This window comes from Sulfurimonas sp. (genome assembly GCF_029027585.1).
GTDB lineage: Bacteria > Campylobacterota > Campylobacteria > Campylobacterales > Sulfurimonadaceae > Sulfurimonas.
This window is the reverse complement of the sequence record NZ_CP093397.1, coordinates 924,390-949,054: the sequence shown is the minus strand read 5'-3', so window position 1 is coordinate 949,054 and position 24,665 is coordinate 924,390. Positions and strand designations below refer to the sequence as shown.

The following is a 24,665-nucleotide window of genomic DNA, read 5'->3' as shown; positions in this document are numbered from 1 at the left end:
ATATGTTTGATGAAATACAATTTGACAAAATGAAAAGATTACCAAAGTATGTTTTTGCTGAGGTAAATGACCTTAAAATGCAACAAAGAAGAGCCGGTGCTGATGTCATCGACTTTTCAATGGGTAACCCCGATGGCGATACTCCTGAGCATATAAGAGAAAAACTTGTAGAATCTGCTAAAAAAACAAAAACTCATGGTTACTCGACCTCAAAAGGTATCCCTAAACTCTTAAAAGCTATTGCGGATTGGTATGAACGCAGATATGATTGTGTATTAGATCCTTCAACTGAATGTGTTGCAACAATGGGCTCAAAAGAGGGTTATGCACATCTTACTTATGCTATAACAAATCCAGGTGATGTAGCTGTTGTTCCAGACCCAACTTATCCTATTCATGAATATTCTTTTATCTTAGCAGGTGGAAATGTTGTTAAATTTGGTATAGAGTTTGATGAACATTACAGAGTAGATGAAGATAAATTTTTTCAAGACTTAGATCGTGTGTTTAAAGAAAGTTCTCCTAAGCCAAAATATGTATTAGTTAATTTTCCTCACAATCCAACAACAGCAACAGTAACTCAAGAGTTTTATGTTCGTTTAGTTGCTATGGCAAAAGAGAAAAGATTTTATATAATTTCAGATATAGCTTATGGAGATATAACTTTTGATGGTTATGTGACTCCGTCAATTATGAGTGTTGAAGGTGCAAAAGATGTAGCGGTTGAGAGTTTTACTCTTTCAAAGTCATATAATATGGCTGGTTGGAGAGTTGGTTTCTTTGTTGGAAATGAAAAACTTATAGGTGCTTTGCAAAAAATAAAATCGTGGTTAGATTATGGAATGTTTACTCCAATTCAAGTTGCTGCAACTGTTGCACTAAATGGTGACCAACAATGTGTTAGAGATATTACAGCGAAATATAACCATCGCCAAGAAGTGTTGATAGAAGCTTTTGATAGAGTTGGTTGGCATCTAAAGAAAAATGAAGCTAGTATGTTTGTTTGGGCAAAATTACCTAAGTGTGTTGAGCATTTAGGTAGTCTAGAATTTTCAAAAGACTTCTGATGGAAGCAGGTGTTTGTGTTGCTCCGGGGATTGGGTTTGGTGCTTATGGTGAGAATTATGTTCGTATAGCTTTGATTGAAAATGATAACAGAATTCGTCAAGCAGCTAGAAATATAAAAGAATTTTTAAAACAGTTTGAGGACAAAAAATAATGATAAAAGTTGGAATAATCGGTGTTGGAACTGTAGGAACAAGTGTAGTTCAAATACTAAAAGATAATGCTGATATTATTTCTGCTCGTGCAGGACAAGAGATAGTTGTAAAAAGTGGAGTTGTTAAAAACCTAAAAAAAGATAGAGGTTTAGACATAAAACTTACAGATAATGTAGATGATATTTTAAATGACCCAGAAATAGATGTTGTTGTTGAGCTTATGGGTGGGGTTGAAGAGCCATTTGAAATAGTAAAACGAGCATTAAAAAGTGGCAAAGCAGTTGTGACTGCAAACAAAGCACTTTTAGCATATCATCGTTATGAATTACAAGCTATTGCTAAAGATATAGCTTTTGAGTATGAAGCATCTGTTGCGGGTGGTATTCCTATCATCAATGCTCTTAGAGATGGTTTATCTGCAAATCATATAGAGTCAATTGTTGGAATCATGAACGGAACTTGTAACTACATGATGACTAAGATGACAAATGATGGTGTTGATTATGATGCTATTTTACAAGAGGCACAAGATTTAGGGTATGCAGAAGCTGACCCTTCGTTTGATGTTGGTGGTTACGACGCTGCTCATAAACTTCTTATCTTAGCATCTATTGCTTATGGCATAGATGCCAAACCTGAAGATATCTTAATAGAAGGTATCCAAAATGTGAGTCAAGATGACATAGCCTTTGCTAAAGAGTTTGGTTATGCTATAAAACTTTTAGGAATAGCAAAAAAAGATGCTAATGAAGTAGAACTTAGAGTTCATGCTTGTTTGATTAGCAAAGATGAAATGATTGCTAAGATAGATGGAGTTATGAACGCTATAAGTGTTGTTGGCGATAAAGTCGGCGAAACTTTGTATTATGGACCAGGAGCTGGTGGAGATGCAACTGCAAGTGCGGTTGTTGCAAATATTATAGATATAGCAAGAAGTGGAAAATCTACTCCAATGCTAGGCTTTGATAAGGCTCTTGATGGTAAGCTTACTTTAAAAGCAACAGATGATATAAACTCAAAATACTACCTTCGTATAAATGTGTCAGATAAGACAGGAGTGTTAGCAAAAATTACTAAAATATTTGAAGATAATAATATTTCAATAGAAACGATGCTTCAAAGACCAGCTTTAGCGTCTTCTGCAAACTTACTTATTTCTACTCATATTGCATTGGAAAAAGATATTCAAAAAATGATAAAAGATATGGAAAGCTTAGAATTTGTAAACTCAACTCCTGTAATGATTAGAATAGTTTAAAGGAATAAGCATGGATAATATTAAAACAATAGATAGTGTATGTACTTACTGTGGTGTTGGCTGTGATATAGCAGCGAATGTTAATACTGATACTAACAAGATTGAGAAAATATTTGCTCATGCAGATGGAGTTGTTTCTCAAGGTAAGCTTTGTATAAAAGGCAAGTATGGCTATGATTTTGTAGATGCTCCTGATAGACTTAGAATTCCAAGAATTAAAAAAAGTTTTTTAGAGAAAAATCCAGCAATAAAAAATGTAATCGGTTCAAAACTTGTTGATTACAATGATGAATGGTATGAGTGTGATTTAGAATCAGCTACAACGGCAACAACACTCAAACTAAAAGAGATACAAGAGAAATATGGTAGAAAATCTGTTTGTTCTATTGGTGGGGCTAGAACTTCTTGTGAAAGTTCATACCTTTTTCAAAAATTTACTCGCCATACTTTGAACTCTCCTCATGTTGATAACTGTGCAAGAGTTTGTCACTCTCCTTCTCTTAGTGGTATGAGAAGAACTATAGGAGAAGGTGCTGCTACAAATCCTTATAACGATATCTATAACACAGAGTTTATGATTGTTATAGGTTCAAACACAACAGAAGCTCACCCAATCATAGCAAATCGTATCCTTGATGTAGCTAGAAAAGATGATAATTTAGCTGTTTTTGATGTTAGAGAAATCAAGCTTCATAGAACAGCAAAATACAAAGCAATTATCCCTCATGAAGCTAACCTCCTTGTTTTAAATATGTTAGCTTATGTTATTATTGACGAAGAGTTATACAGTGAAGATTTTATAGAAAATAGAACAAATGGTTTTGAAGAGTTTAAAGAAAGTATTATGAATGATCCTTTTGCAAACCCTGAGTATTTTAATGAAATAGAAGGTTATGAATACCTTTGTAAAATGATAAGAAAAGTTGCACGGGAATATGCACTTAAAAAATCAATGATTTTTTGGGGCTTAGGTATTACTGAGCATCTAGACGGTTCTTATGCTGTTATGGCTATCACACATCTTTCCCTGATGACAGGAAATATTGGAAAACAAGGAGCAGGTCTTATGCCTCTTCGTGGTCAAAATAATGTTCAAGGAACCTGTGATATGGGAATGCTTCCTTATTATGCACCTGATTATCAAGAGCCAAAAGAAGTTGGTTTGATGACTCCTCAACTAGTTGATGGGATGCTTCAAGGTAGCATAAAAGCTATTTTAAATATTGGAGAAGATTTAACTCATATACATCCAAATCTAAATAAAATAGATAGAGCTTTAGAAAAAGTAGAACTCATTATGGTTCAAGAACTTTTTATGACAGATGTTGCTAAACGAGCAGATATAGTTATTGGTGTAAAATCAGCTTATGAGAAAACTGGTGTTTATGTAAATGCTATGCGTCGCTTGCATCTAAGCCAACCACTTGTTAAATGTGACCTTCCTGATGACTGGGAAGTTTTACAGATGCTAGATAACAAGATGGGTGGAGCATATAACTACAAAAACTCAAATGAGATTTGGGATGAAGTAAGAGAAGTTGCATATCGTCGTTTTAGTGGTGCTTCATATCTCAGACTAGAGCGACATAGAAAACGAGGTTTACAGTGGCCTGTACATACAGAAGATACACCTATACTTCATCAGTTAGATTTTAGAACAGAAGATGGGCTAGGTCAATTTTTATATAAACAGTATAAACTTCGTGGAATGATACAAGAGATAACTACAAACACGCTAACAGGTTATCACCTAACAACAGGAAGAACACTGGCTCAGTATAATAATGCTTCTCAAAGTTCAAGAACACATAGTTTAAATAAAAGATATAGTGAAGATGTTTTACTTGTAAATGAAGATGATGCAGCTGATTTTACGGCACAAAGAGTTATCTTAAAAACAGAGTTTGGACAAACAACCCCACTAACAATAAAACTAACAAAAAAGATACAACCAAAGACACTATTCGTAACCTTTCACCACGCAAAATCAAAAATAAATGCCCTCTTTGGAGATAAGTGTGATGAACTCATAATGACTGCTGCATTTAAATCTGTTAAGGTTGAGGTTATTAACTGTATATAAATGGTAGTTTTATAGGCTTAACTAGTGTTATTTGCACTAAGCATTATTACTACAGAGTTTATGTGACTTATTAATCAAACTAAGAAAAATTGGTAAAATTTTACTTGAAAATACATACCCATTTATTGAATATTTACAGATAGTTTATAGGAATTAATATTGCATGGTGTGCAATATATGTTATAATATCCTATGATTAAATCATTTATACACAAAGGACTTCAAAAGTTCTATGAAAATGGTATGACAAAAGGCGTTCAGTCTGAGCATATTAAAAAAATTAAGATGCGATTACTTGCTTTAGACACAGCACTAATTATTGAAGATTTAGCATTACCAGGTTTTAATCTTCATAAATTAAAAGGCAATAGAGCAGAAATATATTCTATAAAAGTAAGTGGAAACTGGAGAATTACATTTCGTTTTGAAGATGGAGATGTAGAGATTGTTAATTATGAGGATTATCACTAATGATGAGAACTAAAGTTCAATGCAGGGAGGCACTAAATGCCGAGTCGTAAAATGTATAACCCACCACACCCAGGCAAATTTATAAAAGAGGTCTATTTAGATGAATTGGGTATAAGTGAAAGAGAAGTTGCACTTAAATTAAAAGTTGCACCATCAACTTTAAATCGTTTAATAAAGGGACAAACAAACCTAAGTCCAGAGATGGCATTGCGTTTGTCTATTACTCTTGGAAGAACTCCAGAAAGCTGGCTTTTGATGCAAGATAATTATAGTTTATGGCTCGCAAAAAAAGAACTAAATTTAGATAATGTAGAAAAACTTTTGGTTTGTGCTTAAATAGATGGGTTATAAGCTTAGCCCGTCTTGATATTTTCCTAAAATATCTACAATGACTTTTCTCATTCTTTGCTCATCATTATTAGTGATATAGCTATATTTTTCTATAATTTCTTCATATATTTTAGTAGATTTAATTTCGTTATAACCTTTTCTTGATGATTTTCTATCTTCTTGAGGTAATAAACTATCAAAATAATCTCTTTTTCCTCGTATAGTATTTGGTTTAACATTTAAAACATCTCCTATGGCATCTATAGCTTTAGCGGAACTAAGATGTAATCCAAAAAGGTATTCGTGGTCAAACCTACTTAAATAGTAAGCAATAGTTAATAAGTCTTTATTGGCAATATGAGGTTCTTCATTGTTTTGAAGTATATAAGTAGTTGCAACTCCTAAAACTCCAGCTGCTAACATCCCCATAGGTCCAGCTTTCATTAGCACTCTTGCTCCTGCTGATGCTGATAAACCACCAGCTACGGAATTTAATAATTTATTTTCATCGGTTAAAGATGAGTTTTTTAAATGATTTTCTAAAGCACCAAACATAGAAAAAAGTTCTAGTTTGTCTTCCATCTTAAACCCACCACTCATTAGTGATTTTTTAAGTATATTTTCAATATCGTTAAGTGAAGATGAGAGTTCATCATCATAAGAAAGTGCATTTTTGATAGCACCAAACCTAGATGCTATTTCAAATATATCATTATCAATATTATCTTTTTTAAGTATGTCTTTTAAACTTGTAATATTTTGAATTGTCTCGTTCATATATATAAATCCTTAAAAAAGTATATCAAAAAAGATAAAATAAGTGCAAATATATACTTACTACTTAATTTAAGCAATAGTTAATATTTTATTGTTTATACTTAAGAAGTGAATTCACAAAATATAATTAAAAAGGAGCTAAAAATGGGAAAATCAACATGCACACCACCGAATGGTCCAAGTACAACTGGGAATCCATCTGGTGGCGGTAGAGGTAATTGTCCGTCTAAGTAATTAGATTAATATGCAAGTGTGTTGAGATTACTTCAACACACTTATAAGTAGGAAATAAAAATGACTGCAAACAAAAAAATAGCACTTTTTATAGATTGTGAAAATATAAGTCACAAACATATAGAAGTAATAATAGAAGAGTTGGCTAGTTATGGTGAAGTGAATATTCGTAAAGCTTATGGGGATTGGACAAACCCTTCTTTGAATGGTTGGAATGATAAATTATTTGATTATTCACTCGAGCCTATTCATCAACCTCCATATACAACAACTAAAAATGCATCTGATATTAAAATGACTGTTGATATTATGAAAGTATTGTGTCAAAATAATAGTATAGATTATGTTGCATTAGCTACTAGCGATAGTGACTTTACACCACTTATTACAGAAATAAAATCTCAAGGTATCCAAGTTATTGGGTTTGGAGAGGAAAAAACAAGTAATGTTTTACAAAAGGCTTGTAGTGAATTTATAGAAGTTGGTGTAAAAATAGAAAGTAATAATCTAGAAAAAAATAAGAAGTTGATAAATATACTTCTAAATGCAGTTCGTCATAAAAAAGGGGATGATGATTTTGCCTATGTAGCAGAAGTTGGCACATATCTGAAAAATCAAAATTCTTCTAATGCAAATAAGTATGGTTTTAAAACATGGGGTGAAATTTTTAAAAATCTTAGTAGTGTTTTTGAGATTAATATGCTAGAAAAGAATGGAAAGAGAAGTATAATGGTTGTAAAAATAATATAAATTATTTGACAAGTTTCTTCTATTTATATATAATAAATCTAGTATATATAAAAGGATTTTTATTATGTTAAGTATAGGAATAGGCGAAATACAAAAAAATAGTTCTGTTTTTTCAAACCTAACTGAAGCTATGCAGATAATAGATAAAAGAAAAAAACAAGTTTTAGCAATGGTGTACCCTTTACAAAGTCAAAGTGTAATAGATACTTTAGCGGGAAAATATAAAGACAAGATTCAACCAACAACTTTAACTTTTGAGCAAATCAAAGAATCAGCAATAAAATCAGCAATGGAAGATAAGTATGGTTTATCTTCTTGATACAAATATAATCATAAGATTTTTAGTAGGTGACCATAAAGAGCATCTAGAAAAAAGTATAAAAATTTTTAAAGATATAGAGAAAGCCAAACTTCAAGTTGAAATATTAGATGGCGTTTTGATGGAAGCTTATTTTGTTTTGGTTAAATTTTATAAATTACCAAGAGTTGAAGTAATAAATGATTTAAAAACTATATTAAGTTTGAATGGTGTAGTCAATAGCAATAAAGTCATAATATATGAGGCCTTAAACATCATTGAAAATAAAAATATAGACTTTGTAGATGCTATGATATGTGCAAAAAGTAAATTACAAGGGTTTGGAAAATTGAGTTTTGATAAAGATTTAAAAAAATGCAAATAAAATGAGTAGAGCCAAAGGGAATATAGCAGAAGATAAAGCTTGTAAGTTCCTTGATGAAAATGGTTTTATGATCGTAGAGAGAAATTTCTACTCTCGTTTTGGGGAGATAGATATTATCGCATCTAAAGATGAAGTCCTCCACTTCATCGAAGTAAAAAGTGGACTCGATTATGAGTCTGCCATCCAAAATATCACCCCTTCAAAACTTCGTAAATTTATAAAAACTATTCATGTGTATATGAAAAAAAATACTCTTGATGTTGACTTTAGTGTAGATGCTATAGTCGTAACTCCTAATGATATTGAGTTTGTGCAAAATATAACTTTTTAAACTTCAAAGATAATTAGATATAATTTCTTTATATAATTTGAGGAAATAAAATGAATGCAAAGATATTTTTTGGCTCAACAGAGGCTACTAAAGAAAACTTGAGTGAAAGAAAAAGTCCATTTAGTTCAGAGGTGGTTTCTACCGCTCCTATTTGTAACGAGGCAGATGCTTTAAAAGCTTTAAAAATTGCGCAAATTGCTACAAAAGAAGCTAAAGCATCTACACTCTCTCAAAGATGTTCTTGGCTTTTAGATGTTGCATCTAAACTCAAAGAGAACAAAGAAGATATAGCACAAACTATTACTGATGAAGTTGGTAAACCAATTACTTTTGCTCGTATTGAAGTAGATAGATGCATCGAAACTGTGACTTTATCTGCTGAGACGATGCGTACTATGCATGGCGAAACAATCAATACAGATGCTATGCCCAGTGGTAAAAAAACTATCTCTTATTTTTCTCGTGAGCCTATCGGAGTTGCTGTCGCCATTACTCCTTTTAACTTTCCTCTAAATCTCATAGCACATAAGTTGGCTCCTGCTTTAGTTGCAGGAAACTGTGTAGTTTTAAAACCAACTCCTGAAGCACCGTTAACAGCGTACAAATTTGCAAAATTTTTCATAGATAGTGAGTATGCAGTTAAGGATGCTTTGAGTGTAGTTTATGGAGATGCTGAGGTGGGAAGTGCTTTAATCACAAGTGACATACCTCGTGTTATAAGCTTTACAGGAAGTGTTCCTGTTGGAGAAATCATTGTTAAAAGTGCAGGAATTAAAAAAGTTTCACTTGAACTTGGCGGAAATGCAGCAACTTACATAGATGCTAGTGCGGATTTAACTTTGGCAGCACAGCGTTGTGCTTTAGGTGCATTTGTAAATTCTGGACAAGTTTGCATTTCTCTTCAGCGTATTTATGTTGATGCTAAGGTTTATGATGAATTTGCATTTAAGATGGCAGAAGAAAACAAAAAAACTTGTAGTTGGTTCCCCTTATGAAGATGATACTTTTATGGGTCCTCTCATAGATGAAGAAGCTGCAACTCGCGCAATGAACTGGGTACAAAGTGCCATAGATGAAGGTGCAAGAGCACTTCTCCCGCCTAAGTGTGAAGGAGTTATGTTTGAGCCATGTGTGATGGCAGATGTTAGGGATGATATGGCAATAGTATGTGAAGAAGTTTTTGCACCAATCGTTTCTCTTGTTAAAGTTGATAGTTTTGATGATGCGCTTCCTCGTATGAACAACTCTCCGTATGGGCTGCAGTCTTCTGTATTTACAAATGATTTGAGTTTAACAAAACGGGCAATTAGTGAGCTAGATGCTGGTGGAATTATTATAAATGATATGCCAACTCTTAGGTTTGATATTCAGCCTTATGGTGGTGTAAAACTTAGTGGAGTAGGGCGTGAAGGTCCTAGATTTGCCATCGAAGAATTTACTGAGATAAAGTCAGTAGTGATATGTTAGATGAGTAAAAAAAAAGTAATCATTTCTGCTTGTTTGCTCGGGCATCTGTGTCGTTATGATGGTAGAACAAAAGGCATAGATGCCATAGTAAAAAAGTTTAAAGATTATGAAATCATTCCTTTTTGTCCAGAAGCACAAGTTTTTGGAACTCCAAGAGAGAAGATAAGTGTAGTCAAGCTAGATGCCAAACATAGAATTATTACAGATAATACGAACAAAGATGTAACGCAACTTTTAAAAGATGAAATAAACTCATTTATAAAACTTTATCCAGATGCAGATGCCATAGTTCTAAAATCTAAAAGCCCAAGTTGTGGTTATGCAACTACACCGATAATGAATAAAGAAAAAGAAGTGGTTAATCTTGGCAACGGGATTGCTGCGGAAATCTTTTTAAAAGAATATACAACTATAAAAATAAAAGACGAACTAAACTATTGAAATAGTTTTAAAATATTTGCTTGGACTACATTTTTTTGAGCAAGAGCAAAGACACCAGTTTGATCTAAAATTTTGTTCTTATTAAAATTTGCACTCTCTTGTGCAAAGTCCAAATCTCTGATTTGTGACTCTGCTGAGGCTATGTTTATTCTTGAAACAGATATATTTCTTACATTTGATTCTAAAGCATTTTGCCCAGCACCTAAGTTACTCATGATTAAACCTACAGATTCCAAAGCTTTATCAATATTTTTTAAACTATCTTCTATCTTACTACTATCTAAAACATCTACTGAAGGAAGGATTGAAGAGGCATTGCCAAAGTCTATATGAATTTCTTCTCCAGCATTTGCACCTGTTTGAAATGAAAATTCGCCTTTTTCTTGAAGTATATTTATGCCGTTGTATGATGTTGTATTTACAATATTGTTTGCAGAAGAGAGAAGTTTATCTATCTCATTTTGTATAATACTTCTGTTGCTACGATTCATAATACCATTAGATGCTTTGAGTGTTAATTCTCTTATGTCATTGAGTATATTTGAATACTCTTGCATAGCTCCATCTGCTATTTGAACCATACCTATTGCATTGTTAGTATTTTGTATTGCTTGACCTAAACCACGAACTTGAGCAGACATTTTATCCGCAATAGACATGCCTGAAGCATCATCTGCGGCACTATTTATTCGTGAACCTGAAGATAGTTTAGTTAGGTTTGAGTTAAGGTTTATGCTTGAGTTTGCTAGGGCATTTGTGTTTGAAACATTCATAAAAAATCCTTTGGATTTAGGTTACATTAGTACAGTATACATCTTTTTAACTTAGAAAATATAAAAGATTAAAACTGTTTTAGATATAATCGCTTAATTTTATAAAAGAGAATAATAGATGGACATTAGAGAAGAGTATTTAAAATATTTTGAGTCAAAAAATCATGAACGAGTAGCATCTGCACCTTTAGTGCCAGAAGATGCAACACTTTTGTTTAACAATGCAGGAATGGTACCTTTTAAGTCGATTTTTACAGGTGAAGTTCCACGACCTACAAACCCAAGAGCATCGTCATGTCAAACATGTTTAAGAGCGGGTGGAAAGCATAATGACTTGGAAAATGTTGGGCATACTGCTAGGCATCATACATTTTTTGAGATGCTAGGAAACTTTAGCTTTGGAGATTACTTTAAAGAAGAAGCGATTGACTATGCTTGGGAATTTTTGACTGAGGTTATTAAACTTCCTGTTGATAAGCTTTGGGTAACAGTTCATGAGAGTGATGATGAAGCTGAAAAACTTTGGAAAAAACATGTTCCAGCAGATAAGATTTTAAGACTAGGAGATGCAGATAACTTTTGGTCTATGGGAGATACAGGAGCGTGTGGACCATGTTCTGAGATTTTTTATGATCAAGGTGAAGAACACTTTAATGGCAAAGAAGATTATCTTGGTGGAGAAGGCGATAGATTTTTAGAGATTTGGAATCTTGTTTTTATGCAGTATGATAAATCATCAGATGGCTCAATGACTCCACTTCCAAAACCTTCTATTGACACCGGTATGGGACTTGAAAGAGTTGTTGCCATAAAAGAAGGTAAGCGTTCTAACTATGACTCATCACTTTTTATGCCAATCATAAACAAGGTACAAACTCTTATAGGTAAAGAGTATAAGTACGCAACAGGAGCTTCATATAGAGTTATCGCTGACCATATTAGAACGGCACTTTTTCTTTTAGCTCAAGGAATAAACTTCTCAAATGAAGGTCGTGGTTATGTGCTTCGTCGCATCTTGCGTCGTGCTGTAAGACATGGTTATCTTCTTGGATTTAGAGAAGCTTTTATGTACAAACTTGTTGATAGTGTTGTAGAGATTATGGGTGGAGAGTATGACTACCTAATCACAAAAGCAAATGTAGTAAAAGAACAAATTCAACTTGAAGAAGCTAGATTTTTTAAGACTATTGAGTCAGGAATAGAGCTTTTTGAAGAAGAGTTAAAAAATACAAAAGACAAGGTGAATGTCGAAGACAGAGAGAGTACCCTGGGGTATATTTTTAGTGGTGAGGTTGCTTTTAAACTTTACGATACTTTTGGTTTTCCACTAGACCTAACAGAAGATATGCTTAAGGGTAAAAACCTAGATTTAGATTCTGCAAAATTTGAAGAGTTGATGCTTGAACAAAGAACTCGTGCAAAAGCTGCTTGGAAAGGTAGTGGAGATTCTCAAGCACATGGAGATTTTAAAGAACTTTTAGAAAAATTTGCTGAAAACACTTTTGTTGGTTATGAATTTTTAGCTCATTCTGGAGAAGTATTAGCACTCTTAGATGCACAATTTAAACATGCTGATATACTTCAAGTAGGTGAGAGCGGTTGGGTTCTTTTAGATACAACTCCATTTTATGCAGAGAGTGGTGGACAGATGGGAGATAGCGGAGAGTTAGAAGGTTTTGCTAAAGTAGAAGATACTAGAAAATTTTTCGGCTTAAATCTTTCACAAATCACTCTTAGTAAAACTCTAAAAGTTGGAGATGTAGTTGAAGCAACAGTTGATATTTCAAGAACAGAAATCATTAAACATCACTCAGCGACTCATCTTTTACATGCTATTTTATACGATGTTTTAGGTGAACATATTTCTCAAGCAGGTTCACTTGTAGAAGACAAGAGACTTAGGTTTGACTTTTCTCATCCAAAAGCTTTAACACATGAAGAGTTAGTAGAGATAGAAACAAGAGTAAATCGTGATGTTTTAAGAGCTATCCCTGCAAAAACAGAAGTTATGTGCATAGAAGATGCTAAAAAGTCAGGAGCAAAAGCTCAGTTTGGCGAGAAGTATGGCGATGAAGTTCGTGTTGTAAGTTTCTCAGATGCTTCAGTTGAGTTTTGTGGTGGTGTTCATGTTGATAATAGTGCAAATATTGGTTCATTTATCATTACAAAAGAGAGTGGAGTTTCTGCGGGTGTTAGACGCATAGAGGCTGTTGTTGGTCACGCTGCGTATGAGCATTTTTGTGAGCAAAGAGTTATGATAAAACGCGTTGAGGCTGAAGTAAAAAACCTAGATATTATGGCTGGGATTTCAAGACTAAAGTCAAACATAATAGAGTTAAAAACAGAGCTTAAAGAGTCTTTGGAAAGTGTGAAAGTTGAAATAACTTCAAATGAAGTAAACGGTGTAGCTGTTGTTGTTGAAGAACTTCCATCTGGAGATATAAAAGAAAAGATAGATGAACTTAAAAACCAAAATGAAAAACTTTGTGCAATGCTTTTTCAAGTTAAAGGGGATAAAGTTCTTATAGCTGCTGGTGTTAAAGGTGCAGATGCTAAAGCTGGAGATTGGATTAAAAAAATTGCCCCAATCCTTGGTGGTGGTGGTGGCGGTCGTCCTGACTTTGCACAAGCTGGTGGAAAAGATAAAACTAAACTTCCAGATGCAAAAACACAAGCACTTGCATACATAACAGAGGTACTTTCTTAATGCAGGAAATCTTTGCTGAATACAAAACTTTTATAGTTTTTTTACATGTTATCTCAGCTGTTGTATGGGTTGGTGGTATGATAGCTATGCGTTACGCCGCTCATCCATCATTTATAAAAATAGAATCACCACACAAAAGACTAGAGAGAATAGCAGATGCACTAAAGAGACTCTTTTGCATCGCTGCTCCCTTTGTATTACTTCTCCTTTTTACAGCCATATTTATGATAAAAGGCTACTCAATTTCAGATAGTGAATTCAAACTCTTCGCCTACGCAAAAGAGGGTATTTGGACAATAATGTTTCTTAATCTAGGTCTTATGATTAGACGAAGAAATAAAGCAGAAAAAGCTCTTAATAATGGAGATTTTGTTCTTGCGAAAAACCAATTAGAACTCATAGGTAAATATATGGTACCTCTAAATATTTTGCTTGGTGTAACGGCTATATTTATAGGTTCTTACTTTTCTTCAGTACTTTAAAATGATACGACTTGCCTCTTCCTCATACACTCGTGCGATGCTTTTAAAAAAAGCCGGTATTGAGTTTTTACAAGAATCAAAAGAATTTGATGAAGATTCCATCATCGCATCTAGCCCTAAAAACTTTGTATATCAAGCAACTTTAGGAAAATATGAAGTAAATATAGAAGCTTTTGGAATTGAGGATTATCCTCTTTTAGTGGCAGATACAGTTGTAACTGCAGATAATAAAATACTTAGAAAAGCTAACTCACTTGAAAGTGCAAGAGAGATTTTGATGACTCAAAGCGGAAGTATTACTAGCATCGTAACTTGCATGATTTACCACTCAAAACATAAAAAAATTATAGATATTTCACAAACTGATTATCTTTTTAGTGAGTTTGATAAAGATGATTTAGAGAAGTATTTACGAAATGGAGAGTGGAGAGGAAAAGCTGGTGCTTGTATGGTTGAAGGTTTTTGTAAATCATACATAAAAGAAGTACGAGGCTATGAGAGTACGGCGATGGGATTAAATGTTGAACTACTAAAGGCATTTTTATGAACTACTATGAAAATGAGATAAAAGCACTAAAAAAATCAAGAAGATTTCGTACAAGAGAAGTAGTTGACAATGATATTTTAGATTTTGCATCTAATGACTACCTAGGACTTTCGCATAATAAAGAACTTCATAAACAAACTTGTGAGGCATTATCTAATGAGCCTTTTCACAGTTCAAAAGCCTCTCTTTTAGTAAATGGTTATCATCAAATTCATAAAGATTTTGAAGATGCTCTTTGTGAGGCAAATGGTTTTAAGAGCGGAGTGATTTTAGGGAGTGGATTTAATGCAAATATAGCACTTATTGAGGCTCTTGTAAGAAGTGGCGATGAACTTTTTATGGACGAGTTATATCATGCATCTGGAGTATTGGCATCTAGACTAAATGGCATAAAAGTTCAGTTTTTTAAGCATAACGATATGCAAGATTTAACTCAGATGCTAGAGTCTTCAGATGCTTCGAGGAAAATAGTAGCAGTTGAGGGCATCTACTCAATGGATGGAGATTTAGTAGAGATAGAAGTTTTTGAAATTTGTGATAGTGCAGATGCTATACTCATAGTTGATGAAGCACATAGTAGTGGAGTTGTTGGAGATAGCTTGATGGGAGTTTTTGACCTATATAACATTGAGATAAAACCTAACCATATAAAAATGGGAACTCTTGGAAAAGCTTATGGAAGTTTTGGTGCGTTTATCTTAGCATCTAAGCATATAATAGAGTATCTTATAAACCGTGGGAAACCTATCATCTATGCAACTTCACTTTCTCTTTATGACACTCTACTCGCTCATAATGCTTTAAAATATATACTAAAAAATAAAGAAATTATAAAAGATGAAATCAGACTAAGACAGATGATAGTTTTACAAGAACTAGGTGTTAAAGTTGATGGTTTAATCGTTCCAATAATGATAGGTGACAATGAAAAAGTGATAGAGATAAAAGATGAAATGCTAAAGAGTGGCTATGCAATAGGTGGCATTCGTCAGCCAACAGTAAAGAGTGCAATAGTTAGACTAATCGCAAGACTTGGTCAGAGTGAAGTAGAGCTAATAGCTCTATGTAAAGAACTGACTAAAATAATCAAATAATATGTCAAATTAAAAAGGAAAATTTTTGTACAAAATATCGCAACGAAGATACCTTGGTAACAAAAATTCAATACTTGATTTTATAGATGACATCATAAAAAAAGAAGTTGGAGAGTTTGACTCATTTTGTGATATATTTTCAGGAACGGGTGTAGTTAGTTCATACTTTAACGATAAAAATAAAAAGATAATCTCCAATGACTTACTCTATCAAAACTTTGTATCTCTAAATGCTTTTTTAAATTATGAAGATTTTGATGAGACTAAGTTACAAAGAATCATAAAAGAGTTTAACGCATCTACGACCTCAAGAGAGAACTACTTTTCTAAAAACTTCGGCGGAAGATATTTTTCAAAAAAGATTGCAAAAAAAATCGGTTTTATAAGAGAAGAGATAAAAAGATTTTTTTTAGAAGATGCTATAAACTTAAAAGAAAAACATATACTTTTAACCTCGCTTAACTATTCTATTGACCGCATAGCAAATACTGTTGGGCATTATGATGCTTACATAAAAAAAGAGATACGAGAGCAAAAGTTCGAGATGAAGATGCTAGATATAGATTTGGATAAAAATAGAAGAAATGAAGTTCATAATATAGATGCTAATATGCTCATACGAGATATAGAATGTGATGTGCTTTATTTAGACCCTCCCTATAATTCAAGACAATATTGTGATACTTACCATCTACTTGAAAACTTAACACAATGGAAAAAACCAGAAGTTTTTGGAGTAGCAAAAAAGTTTGACCGTTCCAAAATCAAAAGTGAATACTCACTTAAAAGTGCAGCCGATAGTTTTGATGACTTGATAATAAATGCAAAATGTAAATATATCTTGCTCTCATACAACAACATGGGTGATAGAGGTAACTCTAGAAGTAATGCAAAAATATCTGATGAAGAGATAATAAAATCTATGTCAAGACGAGGGAAAGTAAAAGTTTTTGAGAAAGACTATAAGGCATTTACAACTGGTAAAAGTAAGCATGATGATAATAAAGAGAGAGTATTTTTTGTGAAGGTCGAGCGTTGACTTGCAATCATCATAATTGTGATTACAGCAAATATGAAAATGATTTATGTATATTTCATTGCGATAAGCAAGAATGGGTAAATGAAGACTATGAAATAGATGATACTCTTGAAAAATGGGACAAATATAAAATAGAGTTTTTTTGGGAAAAATTCAATAGTTTAGAAGAAAATCAATTAAATCAGTATATTTTTCCTTATTTCAGTAATGAAGAATATAAAAAGGATGAAGTATCTTTTGAAGAATGTTTATTTTTGGATGATGTAATAATAAAAAATTATGTAAAAAATAAATTAGAGTTTAATAATTGCACATTTAAGTCTTCAACAATAAATATAAAAAATGATATGGAATTCTTTATATTTAATCAAAGTCTTATTGAAAATAATAGTTGTGTTATAGAAATACAAGAATCAAAGATAATTAATAGTGAAATATCAAATTTAAAAAATAAATTTTGCACCTTTATTTTTCAAAATTGTATCTTAGAGAAATGTAAATTTATTAAGTCAGAAACTAAAGTTTTAAATATGAATAATGTAAAACTTGTTGAAAAATCAACATTAATAATAGAGAATATAGTTGTTGAAAAGTTTTATTTGGAAAAAGTATCTCAAAAAGCTGATTATATACAATTCAATAACATTAAAATATTAAAATATTTGAAATTTCATAAAATAGAATTTGCAAATACTTATTTTAATAACTTTAATATTGAAGAGATTACGGGAAGTATTACAATAGACAAGACATCTTTTGATGGTGCAAAATTTAATTTATTTTTATGGGGTAATATTTCGAAAATAAACGCTAGTCGGGATACATTTAGACAATTAAAGTATGTTTTAGATGAGCAAGAAGATTATATACAAGCAAATAACTTTTTTGTTATGGAGATGAAAAAGTATAAGGAAGAATTAAAAACTAAGTCTGGTGTATATTGGCAAGATAAATTAATATTTTCAATTAATGAGCATATATCAGACTTTGGGAGAAATTGGTTTTTAAGTATGTTGTGGTTTTTAGCAATAAGCTTATTTTTATTAAATATATTAAATTTACATTGTAGTAACGATTATAACCATATTTTCCCATATAGTATATCTTTATTTTTAATATACTTAGGGTCAATTAAAAATAAATTATTTAACATAACAGCTATTATGTTAGTCTTTAATTTATACTATTCTTATATGGTTGATTATAATTCATTTAATCAGTTTGCTAATTTTTTAAATTTAAAATTACAGAATGAATTTAAAAATTATAGTTTTTTATGGTTTATGCATAAACTTTTGGCAAGTTTTGTGCTTTATCACTTCGTGATTGCTATACGAAGACAGACAAAAAGGTAAGTTATGAAAAAAATATGGTCAATTTCTACAACACTTAGAAATCCTGAAAGATTAAGAAATTTTCTCATTACACTTAAAGAGATGCAAGGTGAAGTTTGGAATAAAAAAACTCAGTTAGAATTTCAAATCCGTCTAATAAAAAATAGATTTTATGGATTTGGAAATACTCAGTTTTATAATGGATTAACTCAAGAACAAATAGACTTATTAGAAGATATAAACAAAAAAATATCAATGGATGAAGCTAAAGATATTTTTGAATCTAAAAACTATGTTGGTGCAGATATGAGGGGAAGAAACTCATACAAAACTTTAGAGAAAATGGGTTTAGCTGCTATTGTAGATGCTAAAGTTTATATCACATCTTTAGGAGAGTATTTGCTTTCAGACTCGTATGATTTAGGTGAATTGTTTTTTAAAAGTTTTTTAAAATGGCAATATCCAAATCCAGTTGATAGAGAATTTTCTGATAGTTCAATTTATAATATTAAACCATTCATCTTAAGCTTACAACTTATAAATAAAGTTAATGAACTCTGTAAAGAAAATAATTTAAAAGAAAAAGGTGTATCAAGAGAAGAGTTTGAGATATTTGTTCAGACATTAACTAGCTATAAAGAGTTAGAAACACAAGCTAAATATTTAATAGAATTTAGAAAAAAATATGAAAAAATAAAAGAGCATAAAGTAAAAAAAGAGTTTGTTAAAAGCTATAAAGATGACTTTTTACAAGATTTTTCAAATGTAGATAATTTAAAAGATTATGCAGACAATACAATAAGATATTTTAGACTTACAAGACTAATATATATTCGTGGTGGAGGTTACTATATAGACTTAGAACCACGAAGAATGGTTGAAATAAAGGCCTTGTTAAATAGTTATGATGGAAGAGCAGAAGAGTTTTCTAAAGAAAAATATATTAGATACATTTCAGATATTAACTTGCCTGTTTTACCATGGGAAACACAAGAGTCAAAGAAAAAAATATCTGAAATTATAGTTACAGAAATAGATAAACTTCAAGAAGAACTTTCAATTAGCAATAGCCTAGATGCTATGAGTATTAATGAACTTAGAACTTATCGTACCAAGCTACAAAATTTAAAAATAAAAAAAGAGCTTCAAAATATTTCTAAAATAGATGAAACCATAAATAACTTAATAAATATTAGAAATTTAGATTTAAAACCTAGTATTGCTTTAGAAAAATATATCACAATGGCACTAAATATTATAAATGATGCAAAAGAAATAAAAGCAAATTCATTAGTTGGTGATGATAATGAGTTTATATTTACTGCTCCTGCAAACAAGCCAGATATTGAGTGTTATTATGAAAGTTTTAATAGCATCTGTGAAGTTACAATGCTCGCAGGGCGTGACCAATGGCATAATGAAGGTCAGCCTGTTATGAGGCATTTTAGAGATTTTGAAAACAGCTCAGACAATGAAGAAAACTACTGCATCTTTGTAGCACCGAAGATGCATCGCGATACTATAAATACTTTTTGGTTTTCTATAAAGTATGAGTATGAAGGAATAAAACAGAAGATAGTACCTCTAACAATTTCACAAATTATAAAAATATTGGAATTTATAAAAGTTTTAAAACAACAAAATAAACCTTTTTACCATTCTCAATTTCAATCTTTTTTACAAAGTATTGTAAGTTTAAAAGATGAAGTGAATACTTCAGATGAGTTTTTAAGAGCAATTCCAAAAGTATTAGAAGATTTTATAGGTAATATTGCATGAACTATATAAAATCCCCACTAAACTACACAGGCTCAAAGTATAAACTTTTAAAACAAATTGAGCCACTTTTTCCAAAAAATATAGGTACTTTTGTTGATTTATTTGCGGGTGGGTGTAATGTCGCTGTTAACGCAGATGCCAAGAAGGTTATTGCTAATGATATTGATGCAAATATTATAGAATTGTACAGATATTTTAAAGAAAATAAAGCTGATGAAATCATTAAAGATATAGAAAAAATCATTATAAAATATAAGTTATCAAATACTTCAAAATATGGATATGAAAAGTATAATACTAACTCAAGTGTGGGTGTTGGAAAATATAACAAACCCTTTTATGAAAAATTACGAGCCGATTATAATAAAAATCCAACCCCTCTCATGTTTTATATAACGCTAATTTTTGCATTTAATAATCAGATACGCTTTAACTCAAAAGGTGAGTTTAATACTCCTGTAAATAAAAGAGATTTTAACAAAAATATAAAAAGAAATTTGGAATTATTTGTAGATAAGTTAAGTGCTTTGGACATCACTTTTATTTCACAAAATTTCAAGGATATAAAAGTTTCAAAAGATTCATTTGTGTATATTGACCCACCTTACTTAATAACACAAGCCACTTACAATGAAAATGGAGCTTGGAATGAAGAAAAAGAGTTGGAACTTTTAAACTATATGGATACTCTAGATGCTAGAGGTATTAAGTTTGCCCTTTCTAATGTTTTTGAAAATAAGGGAAGAGTAAATGAACTTTTAATCAAGTGGAGTGAAAAGTATAAAGTTCACAAACTAGAACATAATTATCATAACTGCAATTATCAATCAAAAAATAAAAAGATAAATAGCACAATTGAAGTTTTAATCATAAATTATTAGGTATAAATTAGATAAAATAACTTATGAAAATCCAAAAGTTAAAAATTACTATTGATGATAAGAGTTTAGTGGATATAAGTTTTAGTATATCTTCTTCTTTGGCTCTTGTAGGACAGAGTGGAAGTGGTAAAAGTTTAACTCTTAAAGCACTTTTGGGAATGTTACCAAATACAATGAAGTGTGAGTTAGAAGTTCAATCAGAGTTTGAGTTAAAAGTAGGTAGCAATATTTCTTTTGTGCCTCAAAACCCTTTTACAGCTTTATCACCACTTACAAAAATAAAAAAACAGTTTTTTGTAGATGAGAAAAAAATAGAAGAGCTTTTTTCTCAAGTTGGTTTAGATATAGAATTAGCAGATAGATTTGCTCCAGAACTTTCAGGTGGACAACTTCAAAGAGTTGTCCTCGCTATGGCAATAGAACATAATCCAAAGCTTATACTTCTTGATGAGCCGACAACAGCACTTGACCCTCAAACAAGAGTTTTAATCTTAGACTTGTTAAAAGAGTTACAGCAGCTTCATGGCTTTAAGATGCTTTTAGTAACACATGATATAACTTCAGCAAAAGCACTTTGTGAAGATATCTGTGTTTTAAGAGATGGAAAAATTGTAGAAGATGGAAAAATGAACGAAATTTTGTTGAACCCTCAAGAGGCTTATACAAAAACATTAATAAATGCAGGTTTTGCAAATAGGGAATTTAGAAGATGATGAAAATGAAGAATATATTTTTTGGTATTTTACTACTTGGATTTTTATCTCCATTTTTAGTTTTAGGATATTTCTTGATGGCGTATAACTATGATATATCTACTTTAACAAATTATAAGCCAGAAGTAACAACAAGAGTTTATGATAAAAATGGCGATAAAATAGCAAATATTTTCAATAAAAAACACAGATATTATGCAACTTTTTCTCAAATACCACCAAAAATTATTGAAGCACTTGTTGCCATTGAAGATACAACTTTTTTTGAGCATCCCGGGATAAATATAGATGCTATTTTTCGTGCTGCCATAAAAGTTATAAGAGCAGGGAGAGCAGTTGAAGGTGCAAGTACAATTACTCAGCAGTTAGTCAAAAATGTACTTTTAACAAGAGAGAAAAAACTCTCACGAAAGATAAAAGAGGCTATTTTTGCTTTAAAACTTGAAAATGCTTTAAGTAAAGAGCAGATATTAGAGTGCTACTTAAATGAGATATATTATGGTCATGGATATTATGGTATAAAAACAGCAGCAGATGGATATTTTCATAAGAAACTTGATGATTTAACTTTAAAAGAGATGGCTATTTTAGTAGGACTTCCAAAAGCACCAAGTACATATGCTCCTACAAAAAATTATGAAATTTCTATGGGTAGAGCAAATCGTGTGATAACTAGAATGCGTACACTTGGTTGGATAGATGAACTTGCTTATCAAGAGGCTTTAGCTGAATCTCCTGAAGTTTTTAATGATACTCTAACTCAAAACAGAGCACCTTTTATCGTTGACGAAGTTACAAGACGCGCTAGAGCTTTAGGAGTTGATGACATTAAAACAGGTGGTTATGAGATATATACTACTATCGACTTAAGGCTTCAAGACGCAGCAAGAGTAGCACTTAAAAATGCTTATGGTTTGTCACTAGAGCGTATAGAAGCTTATAAGATAAAAGATCAAGAGATACTTCTAAAAGACCCAACATGGGAAATAGCAGGAGATACAAATACTACTCTTTTAAATGGAGCACTTGTTTCACTTGACTCAAAAACAGGAGATATTTTAGCTCTTGTTGGTAGTGTTGATTATAAAGTTTCATCATATAATCGTGCTACTCAAGGGCGAAGACAACCTGGGTCTGCTTTTAAGCCTTTTATCTATCAAGTTGCAGTTGATTTAGGTTATTCTGGAGCGACTAAACTTGTAGATATTGCTAGGACATACAAGTATGAAAAAGATGGCAAAGAGATGAAATGGCAACCAAGAAATTATGAAAAAAACTATAAAGGTCTTATAAGTTTACGAGAAGCTTTGATCCATTCGAGAAATCTAGCAACTATTAACCTTGTAAATGATATAGGTCTTCCTCAGCTTTTAAGAGAGTTTGAGAAATTTGGTATAGAGAACTTACCTCATGACCTTTCTATCTCCCTTGGGACTATCTCTTTATCTCCCTTACAACTTGCAAAATATTACACTTCGTTTGCAAATCATGGATTGCAAGTTCAACCACACCTTATCAACATCATAGATAAAGGTGGACATATTATATATAAAAAACTAGAAGAAACTAAATTTATTACTGAACCAACTCAAGCATATATAATGACAACAATTTTAAGAGATGTAGTTAATCGTGGAACAGGTAGAAGAGCGAGAGCAAGAGGCATAGAACTTGCAGGTAAAACGGGTACAACAAACAACAATGTTGATGGTTGGTTCGCGGGTTACTCTCCTACTGTTGAAACTATTGTATGGTTTGGAAATGATGATAATACTCCGATGCATAGATGGGAAACAGGTGGGAAAATTGCGGGTCCTGCCTTTTCACAATTTTACCAAAGTCTTTTAAAATTATACCCTCAGATACAAAGAAAGTTTATTGCACCTGAGGGAATAATAGAAGTAGAAGTAGATAAAAGAAAAGAATATTTTAGTGATATATCTAAACCACCACGCATAGAAAATGAAGTAAATCCAGAAGAGGAGTTGTTATTTTGATAAAAAACATTATTGTTTCGCTTATTTTATTAAGTAGTATTAGTCATGCAGAGTTATTTGAAAAAGGTAATTTAGGTTTAGGTGTTATAGTTGGGGGAGGTTCAATTAATGTTAATCGTAAAACTCAAAATTACACCATTGCTGGAGTAAGTGCTGAGTATTTTGTTATGAATGATTTATCTGTTGGGTTTGGTTATGTTGGTTGGTTTGGTGCTACACCTTCTTTAAATCAAATTACTTTGCCTGTAAATTATTATGTACCATTAAGTGAAAAGTTTCGACCGTATGTTGGAGCTTTTGTAAGAGAAACTTTTGTTAGTGATGGTTATGATGATTATTTTTCTTATGGTGCTAAAGTTGGTTTGGCATATACAATTTCTAAAAAATCGTATATTGGTGTCGCATGGGTAAATGAGTTCTACGATAATAGTTCTATATTTAAAGACTCAAGCACTTCTTATCCAGAAGTTACTTTCGCCTTTTCATTTTAGTCTTGGTCTTTAGGTTTTTTTAGAGCTTTTATATTGATTTTTCTTCCAACTTTTTTTGGAGGATAACTTGAATCTCTTGCACTTCCATCGTAACGGTGGTTTCTATCTCCACTTTTGCCTGAAAATATAGCTTTTCCATTGTCATCTTTTCCTAAAAATTTATTAGGAGCTTTTTTCTTTTTTTCCCATTGGGTTGCTTTTTCATCATCTTTTTTATAATCTCGTTTAGGTTTGTCACTTTTTGGTTTTGGTGTACCTACTTTTTCATCATAGTTTTTTTTGGCAATCTCTTTGATTCTTTCTTTTGAGAGAGGTTTTCTAGCTTTTGGATCCGTTTCTTTTATCTCTTTTTGAGGGTATTCATAACCGCTAACAATCTCTTGTTTTATAACACGACCTAAAAGAGTTTCTATTGGATAAAGTAGTTTTTGTTCACTTTCATTTAGAAGTAAAACAGCATTTTTTGTTGTATGAGATAATCTAGCTATATATATAACAGCTTTTAATGGAACATCAAAACTGATAAGAAGTGTACAAGTTAAATTTTTATCTTTAATAAGTGTTTTATCATCTATTACTTTGATACCCTTTAGAGTTTCTTCTAGGACTCTTGTATCACCTGAAGTTACTACGATTATATCTTCCTTAGTATTTTGAGCAACTAAGTCATGAGCAAGAGCTAATTTCTTATCATTAGGACATGGGTGAATCTTATGGTTATTCGGTTTAATAGTTGGTTTTGTTGATGACATTTTATATCCTAAAGAAGTATTTATGCAATTA

General features: G+C 31.7%; 23 protein-coding genes and 2 pseudogenes. 22 read left to right on the top strand and 3 right to left on the bottom strand.

Features of this window, described 5'->3' with window-relative positions; translation table 11 throughout:
• The first annotated feature begins 2 nt into the window (after nt 1–2).
• From MOV50_RS04950 to MOV50_RS04930, 5 genes and pseudogenes are all read left to right on the top strand, one after another.
• A pseudogene (locus MOV50_RS04950) lies at nt 3–1,219 on the top strand (LL-diaminopimelate aminotransferase).
• A complete protein-coding gene (locus tag MOV50_RS04945) occupies nt 1,219–2,478 on the top strand; it encodes a homoserine dehydrogenase (protein ID WP_321779292.1) in 1,260 nt (419 codons plus the stop codon). The pseudogene MOV50_RS04950 and the gene MOV50_RS04945 overlap by 1 nt, the downstream one beginning before the upstream one ends.
• Nucleotides 2,479–2,488: 10 nt before the next feature.
• Complete coding sequence (locus tag MOV50_RS04940) at nt 2,489–4,561, top strand: molybdopterin oxidoreductase family protein (protein WP_321779291.1); 2,073 nt, start codon at nt 2,489–2,491, stop codon at nt 4,559–4,561.
• A 192-nt stretch (nt 4,562–4,753) separates the two neighbouring features.
• Nucleotides 4,754–5,032 (top strand): type II toxin-antitoxin system RelE/ParE family toxin, encoded by a 279-nt coding sequence (locus MOV50_RS04935; protein ID WP_321779290.1) that lies wholly within the window; start codon nt 4,754–4,756, stop codon nt 5,030–5,032.
• Between the two features lie 36 nt (nt 5,033–5,068).
• Complete coding sequence (locus MOV50_RS04930; protein ID WP_321779289.1) at nt 5,069–5,368, top strand: HigA family addiction module antitoxin; 300 nt, start codon at nt 5,069–5,071, stop codon at nt 5,366–5,368.
• A 9-nt stretch (nt 5,369–5,377) separates the two neighbouring features.
• On the opposite strand, the gene MOV50_RS04925 is transcribed toward MOV50_RS04930, so the two are convergent.
• Entirely contained in the window at nt 5,378–6,139 is a 762-nt protein-coding gene (locus MOV50_RS04925) for a hypothetical protein (RefSeq protein WP_321779288.1), read from the bottom strand.
• Between the two features lie 294 nt (nt 6,140–6,433).
• Here MOV50_RS04925 and MOV50_RS04920 point away from each other — a divergent pair, with 294 nt between their 5' ends.
• The 6 genes and pseudogenes from MOV50_RS04920 to MOV50_RS04890 all read left to right on the top strand — a co-directional run bounded on the left by MOV50_RS04920 (nt 6,434) and on the right by MOV50_RS04890 (nt 10,045).
• A complete protein-coding gene (locus tag MOV50_RS04920; RefSeq protein WP_321779287.1) occupies nt 6,434–7,123 on the top strand; it encodes an NYN domain-containing protein in 690 nt (229 codons plus the stop codon).
• Between the two features lie 64 nt (nt 7,124–7,187).
• Nucleotides 7,188–7,442, top strand: coding sequence for a hypothetical protein (locus MOV50_RS04915; RefSeq protein ID WP_321779286.1), 255 nt, complete (start codon nt 7,188–7,190; stop codon nt 7,440–7,442).
• Nucleotides 7,426–7,806: a PIN domain-containing protein gene (locus MOV50_RS04910; protein WP_321779285.1), complete on the top strand. Its 381-nt coding sequence runs from the start codon at nt 7,426–7,428 to the stop codon at nt 7,804–7,806. The genes MOV50_RS04915 and MOV50_RS04910 overlap by 17 nt, the downstream gene beginning before the upstream one ends.
• A 1-nt stretch (nt 7,807) precedes the next feature.
• Nucleotides 7,808–8,137, top strand: a complete 330-nt coding sequence (locus tag MOV50_RS04905; protein ID WP_321779284.1) for a YraN family protein — start codon at nt 7,808–7,810, stop codon at nt 8,135–8,137.
• 50 nt (nt 8,138–8,187) lie between these two features.
• A pseudogene (locus MOV50_RS04900) lies at nt 8,188–9,604 on the top strand (aldehyde dehydrogenase family protein).
• Nucleotides 9,605–10,045: a DUF523 domain-containing protein gene (locus MOV50_RS04890; protein ID WP_321779281.1), complete on the top strand. Its 441-nt coding sequence runs from the start codon at nt 9,605–9,607 to the stop codon at nt 10,043–10,045.
• On the opposite strand, the gene MOV50_RS04885 is transcribed toward MOV50_RS04890, so the two are convergent.
• Nucleotides 10,039–10,818 carry a flagellin gene (locus MOV50_RS04885; RefSeq protein WP_321779280.1) on the bottom strand — a complete coding sequence of 260 codons (780 nt, stop codon included), beginning with the start codon at nt 10,816–10,818 and terminating at the stop codon, nt 10,039–10,041. The genes MOV50_RS04890 and MOV50_RS04885 overlap by 7 nt on opposite strands.
• Before the next feature lie 118 nt (nt 10,819–10,936).
• Here MOV50_RS04885 and alaS point away from each other — a divergent pair, with 118 nt between their 5' ends.
• The 11 genes from alaS to MOV50_RS04830 are packed head-to-tail and all read left to right on the top strand — an operon-like array spanning nt 10,937 to nt 23,882.
• Entirely contained in the window at nt 10,937–13,525 is a 2,589-nt protein-coding gene (gene alaS / locus MOV50_RS04880; RefSeq protein ID WP_321779279.1) for an alanine--tRNA ligase, read from the top strand.
• Entirely contained in the window at nt 13,525–14,007 is a 483-nt protein-coding gene (locus tag MOV50_RS04875; RefSeq protein ID WP_321779278.1) for a hypothetical protein, read from the top strand. Before alaS ends, MOV50_RS04875 begins: the two co-directional genes overlap by 1 nt.
• Before the next feature lies 1 nt (nt 14,008).
• Nucleotides 14,009–14,554: a septum formation inhibitor Maf gene (gene maf / locus MOV50_RS04870; RefSeq protein ID WP_321779277.1), complete on the top strand. Its 546-nt coding sequence runs from the start codon at nt 14,009–14,011 to the stop codon at nt 14,552–14,554.
• Entirely contained in the window at nt 14,551–15,648 is a 1,098-nt protein-coding gene (locus MOV50_RS04865; protein WP_321779276.1) for an aminotransferase class I/II-fold pyridoxal phosphate-dependent enzyme, read from the top strand. Before maf ends, MOV50_RS04865 begins: the two co-directional genes overlap by 4 nt.
• A 25-nt stretch (nt 15,649–15,673) precedes the next feature.
• The gene (locus MOV50_RS04860; protein WP_321779275.1) at nt 15,674–16,687 is read left to right on the top strand and encodes a DNA adenine methylase; all 1,014 of its coding nucleotides are present in this window, start codon (nt 15,674–15,676) and stop codon (nt 16,685–16,687) included.
• Complete coding sequence (locus tag MOV50_RS04855; RefSeq protein ID WP_321779274.1) at nt 16,684–18,042, top strand: hypothetical protein; 1,359 nt, start codon at nt 16,684–16,686, stop codon at nt 18,040–18,042. The genes MOV50_RS04860 and MOV50_RS04855 overlap by 4 nt, the downstream gene beginning before the upstream one ends.
• A gap of 3 nt (nt 18,043–18,045) precedes the next feature.
• Nucleotides 18,046–19,800 carry an AlwI family type II restriction endonuclease gene (locus MOV50_RS04850; protein ID WP_321779273.1) on the top strand — a complete coding sequence of 585 codons (1,755 nt, stop codon included), beginning with the start codon at nt 18,046–18,048 and terminating at the stop codon, nt 19,798–19,800.
• Nucleotides 19,797–20,681 (top strand): Dam family site-specific DNA-(adenine-N6)-methyltransferase, encoded by an 885-nt coding sequence (locus MOV50_RS04845; RefSeq protein ID WP_321779272.1) that lies wholly within the window; start codon nt 19,797–19,799, stop codon nt 20,679–20,681. The genes MOV50_RS04850 and MOV50_RS04845 overlap by 4 nt, the downstream gene beginning before the upstream one ends.
• Before the next feature lie 23 nt (nt 20,682–20,704).
• Nucleotides 20,705–21,394: an ATP-binding cassette domain-containing protein gene (locus MOV50_RS04840; protein WP_321779271.1), complete on the top strand. Its 690-nt coding sequence runs from the start codon at nt 20,705–20,707 to the stop codon at nt 21,392–21,394.
• Nucleotides 21,391–23,391 (top strand): penicillin-binding protein 1A, encoded by a 2,001-nt coding sequence (locus MOV50_RS04835; protein WP_415846378.1) that lies wholly within the window; start codon nt 21,391–21,393, stop codon nt 23,389–23,391. The genes MOV50_RS04840 and MOV50_RS04835 overlap by 4 nt, the downstream gene beginning before the upstream one ends.
• Entirely contained in the window at nt 23,388–23,882 is a 495-nt protein-coding gene (locus MOV50_RS04830) for a hypothetical protein (RefSeq protein ID WP_321779269.1), read from the top strand. Before MOV50_RS04835 ends, MOV50_RS04830 begins: the two co-directional genes overlap by 4 nt.
• Here MOV50_RS04830 and MOV50_RS04825 read toward each other — a convergent pair.
• Complete coding sequence (locus MOV50_RS04825) at nt 23,879–24,634, bottom strand: hypothetical protein (RefSeq protein ID WP_321779268.1); 756 nt, start codon at nt 24,632–24,634, stop codon at nt 23,879–23,881. The two genes, MOV50_RS04830 and MOV50_RS04825, sit on opposite strands and share 4 nt — an antisense overlap.
• Nucleotides 24,635–24,665 lie beyond the last annotated feature (31 nt).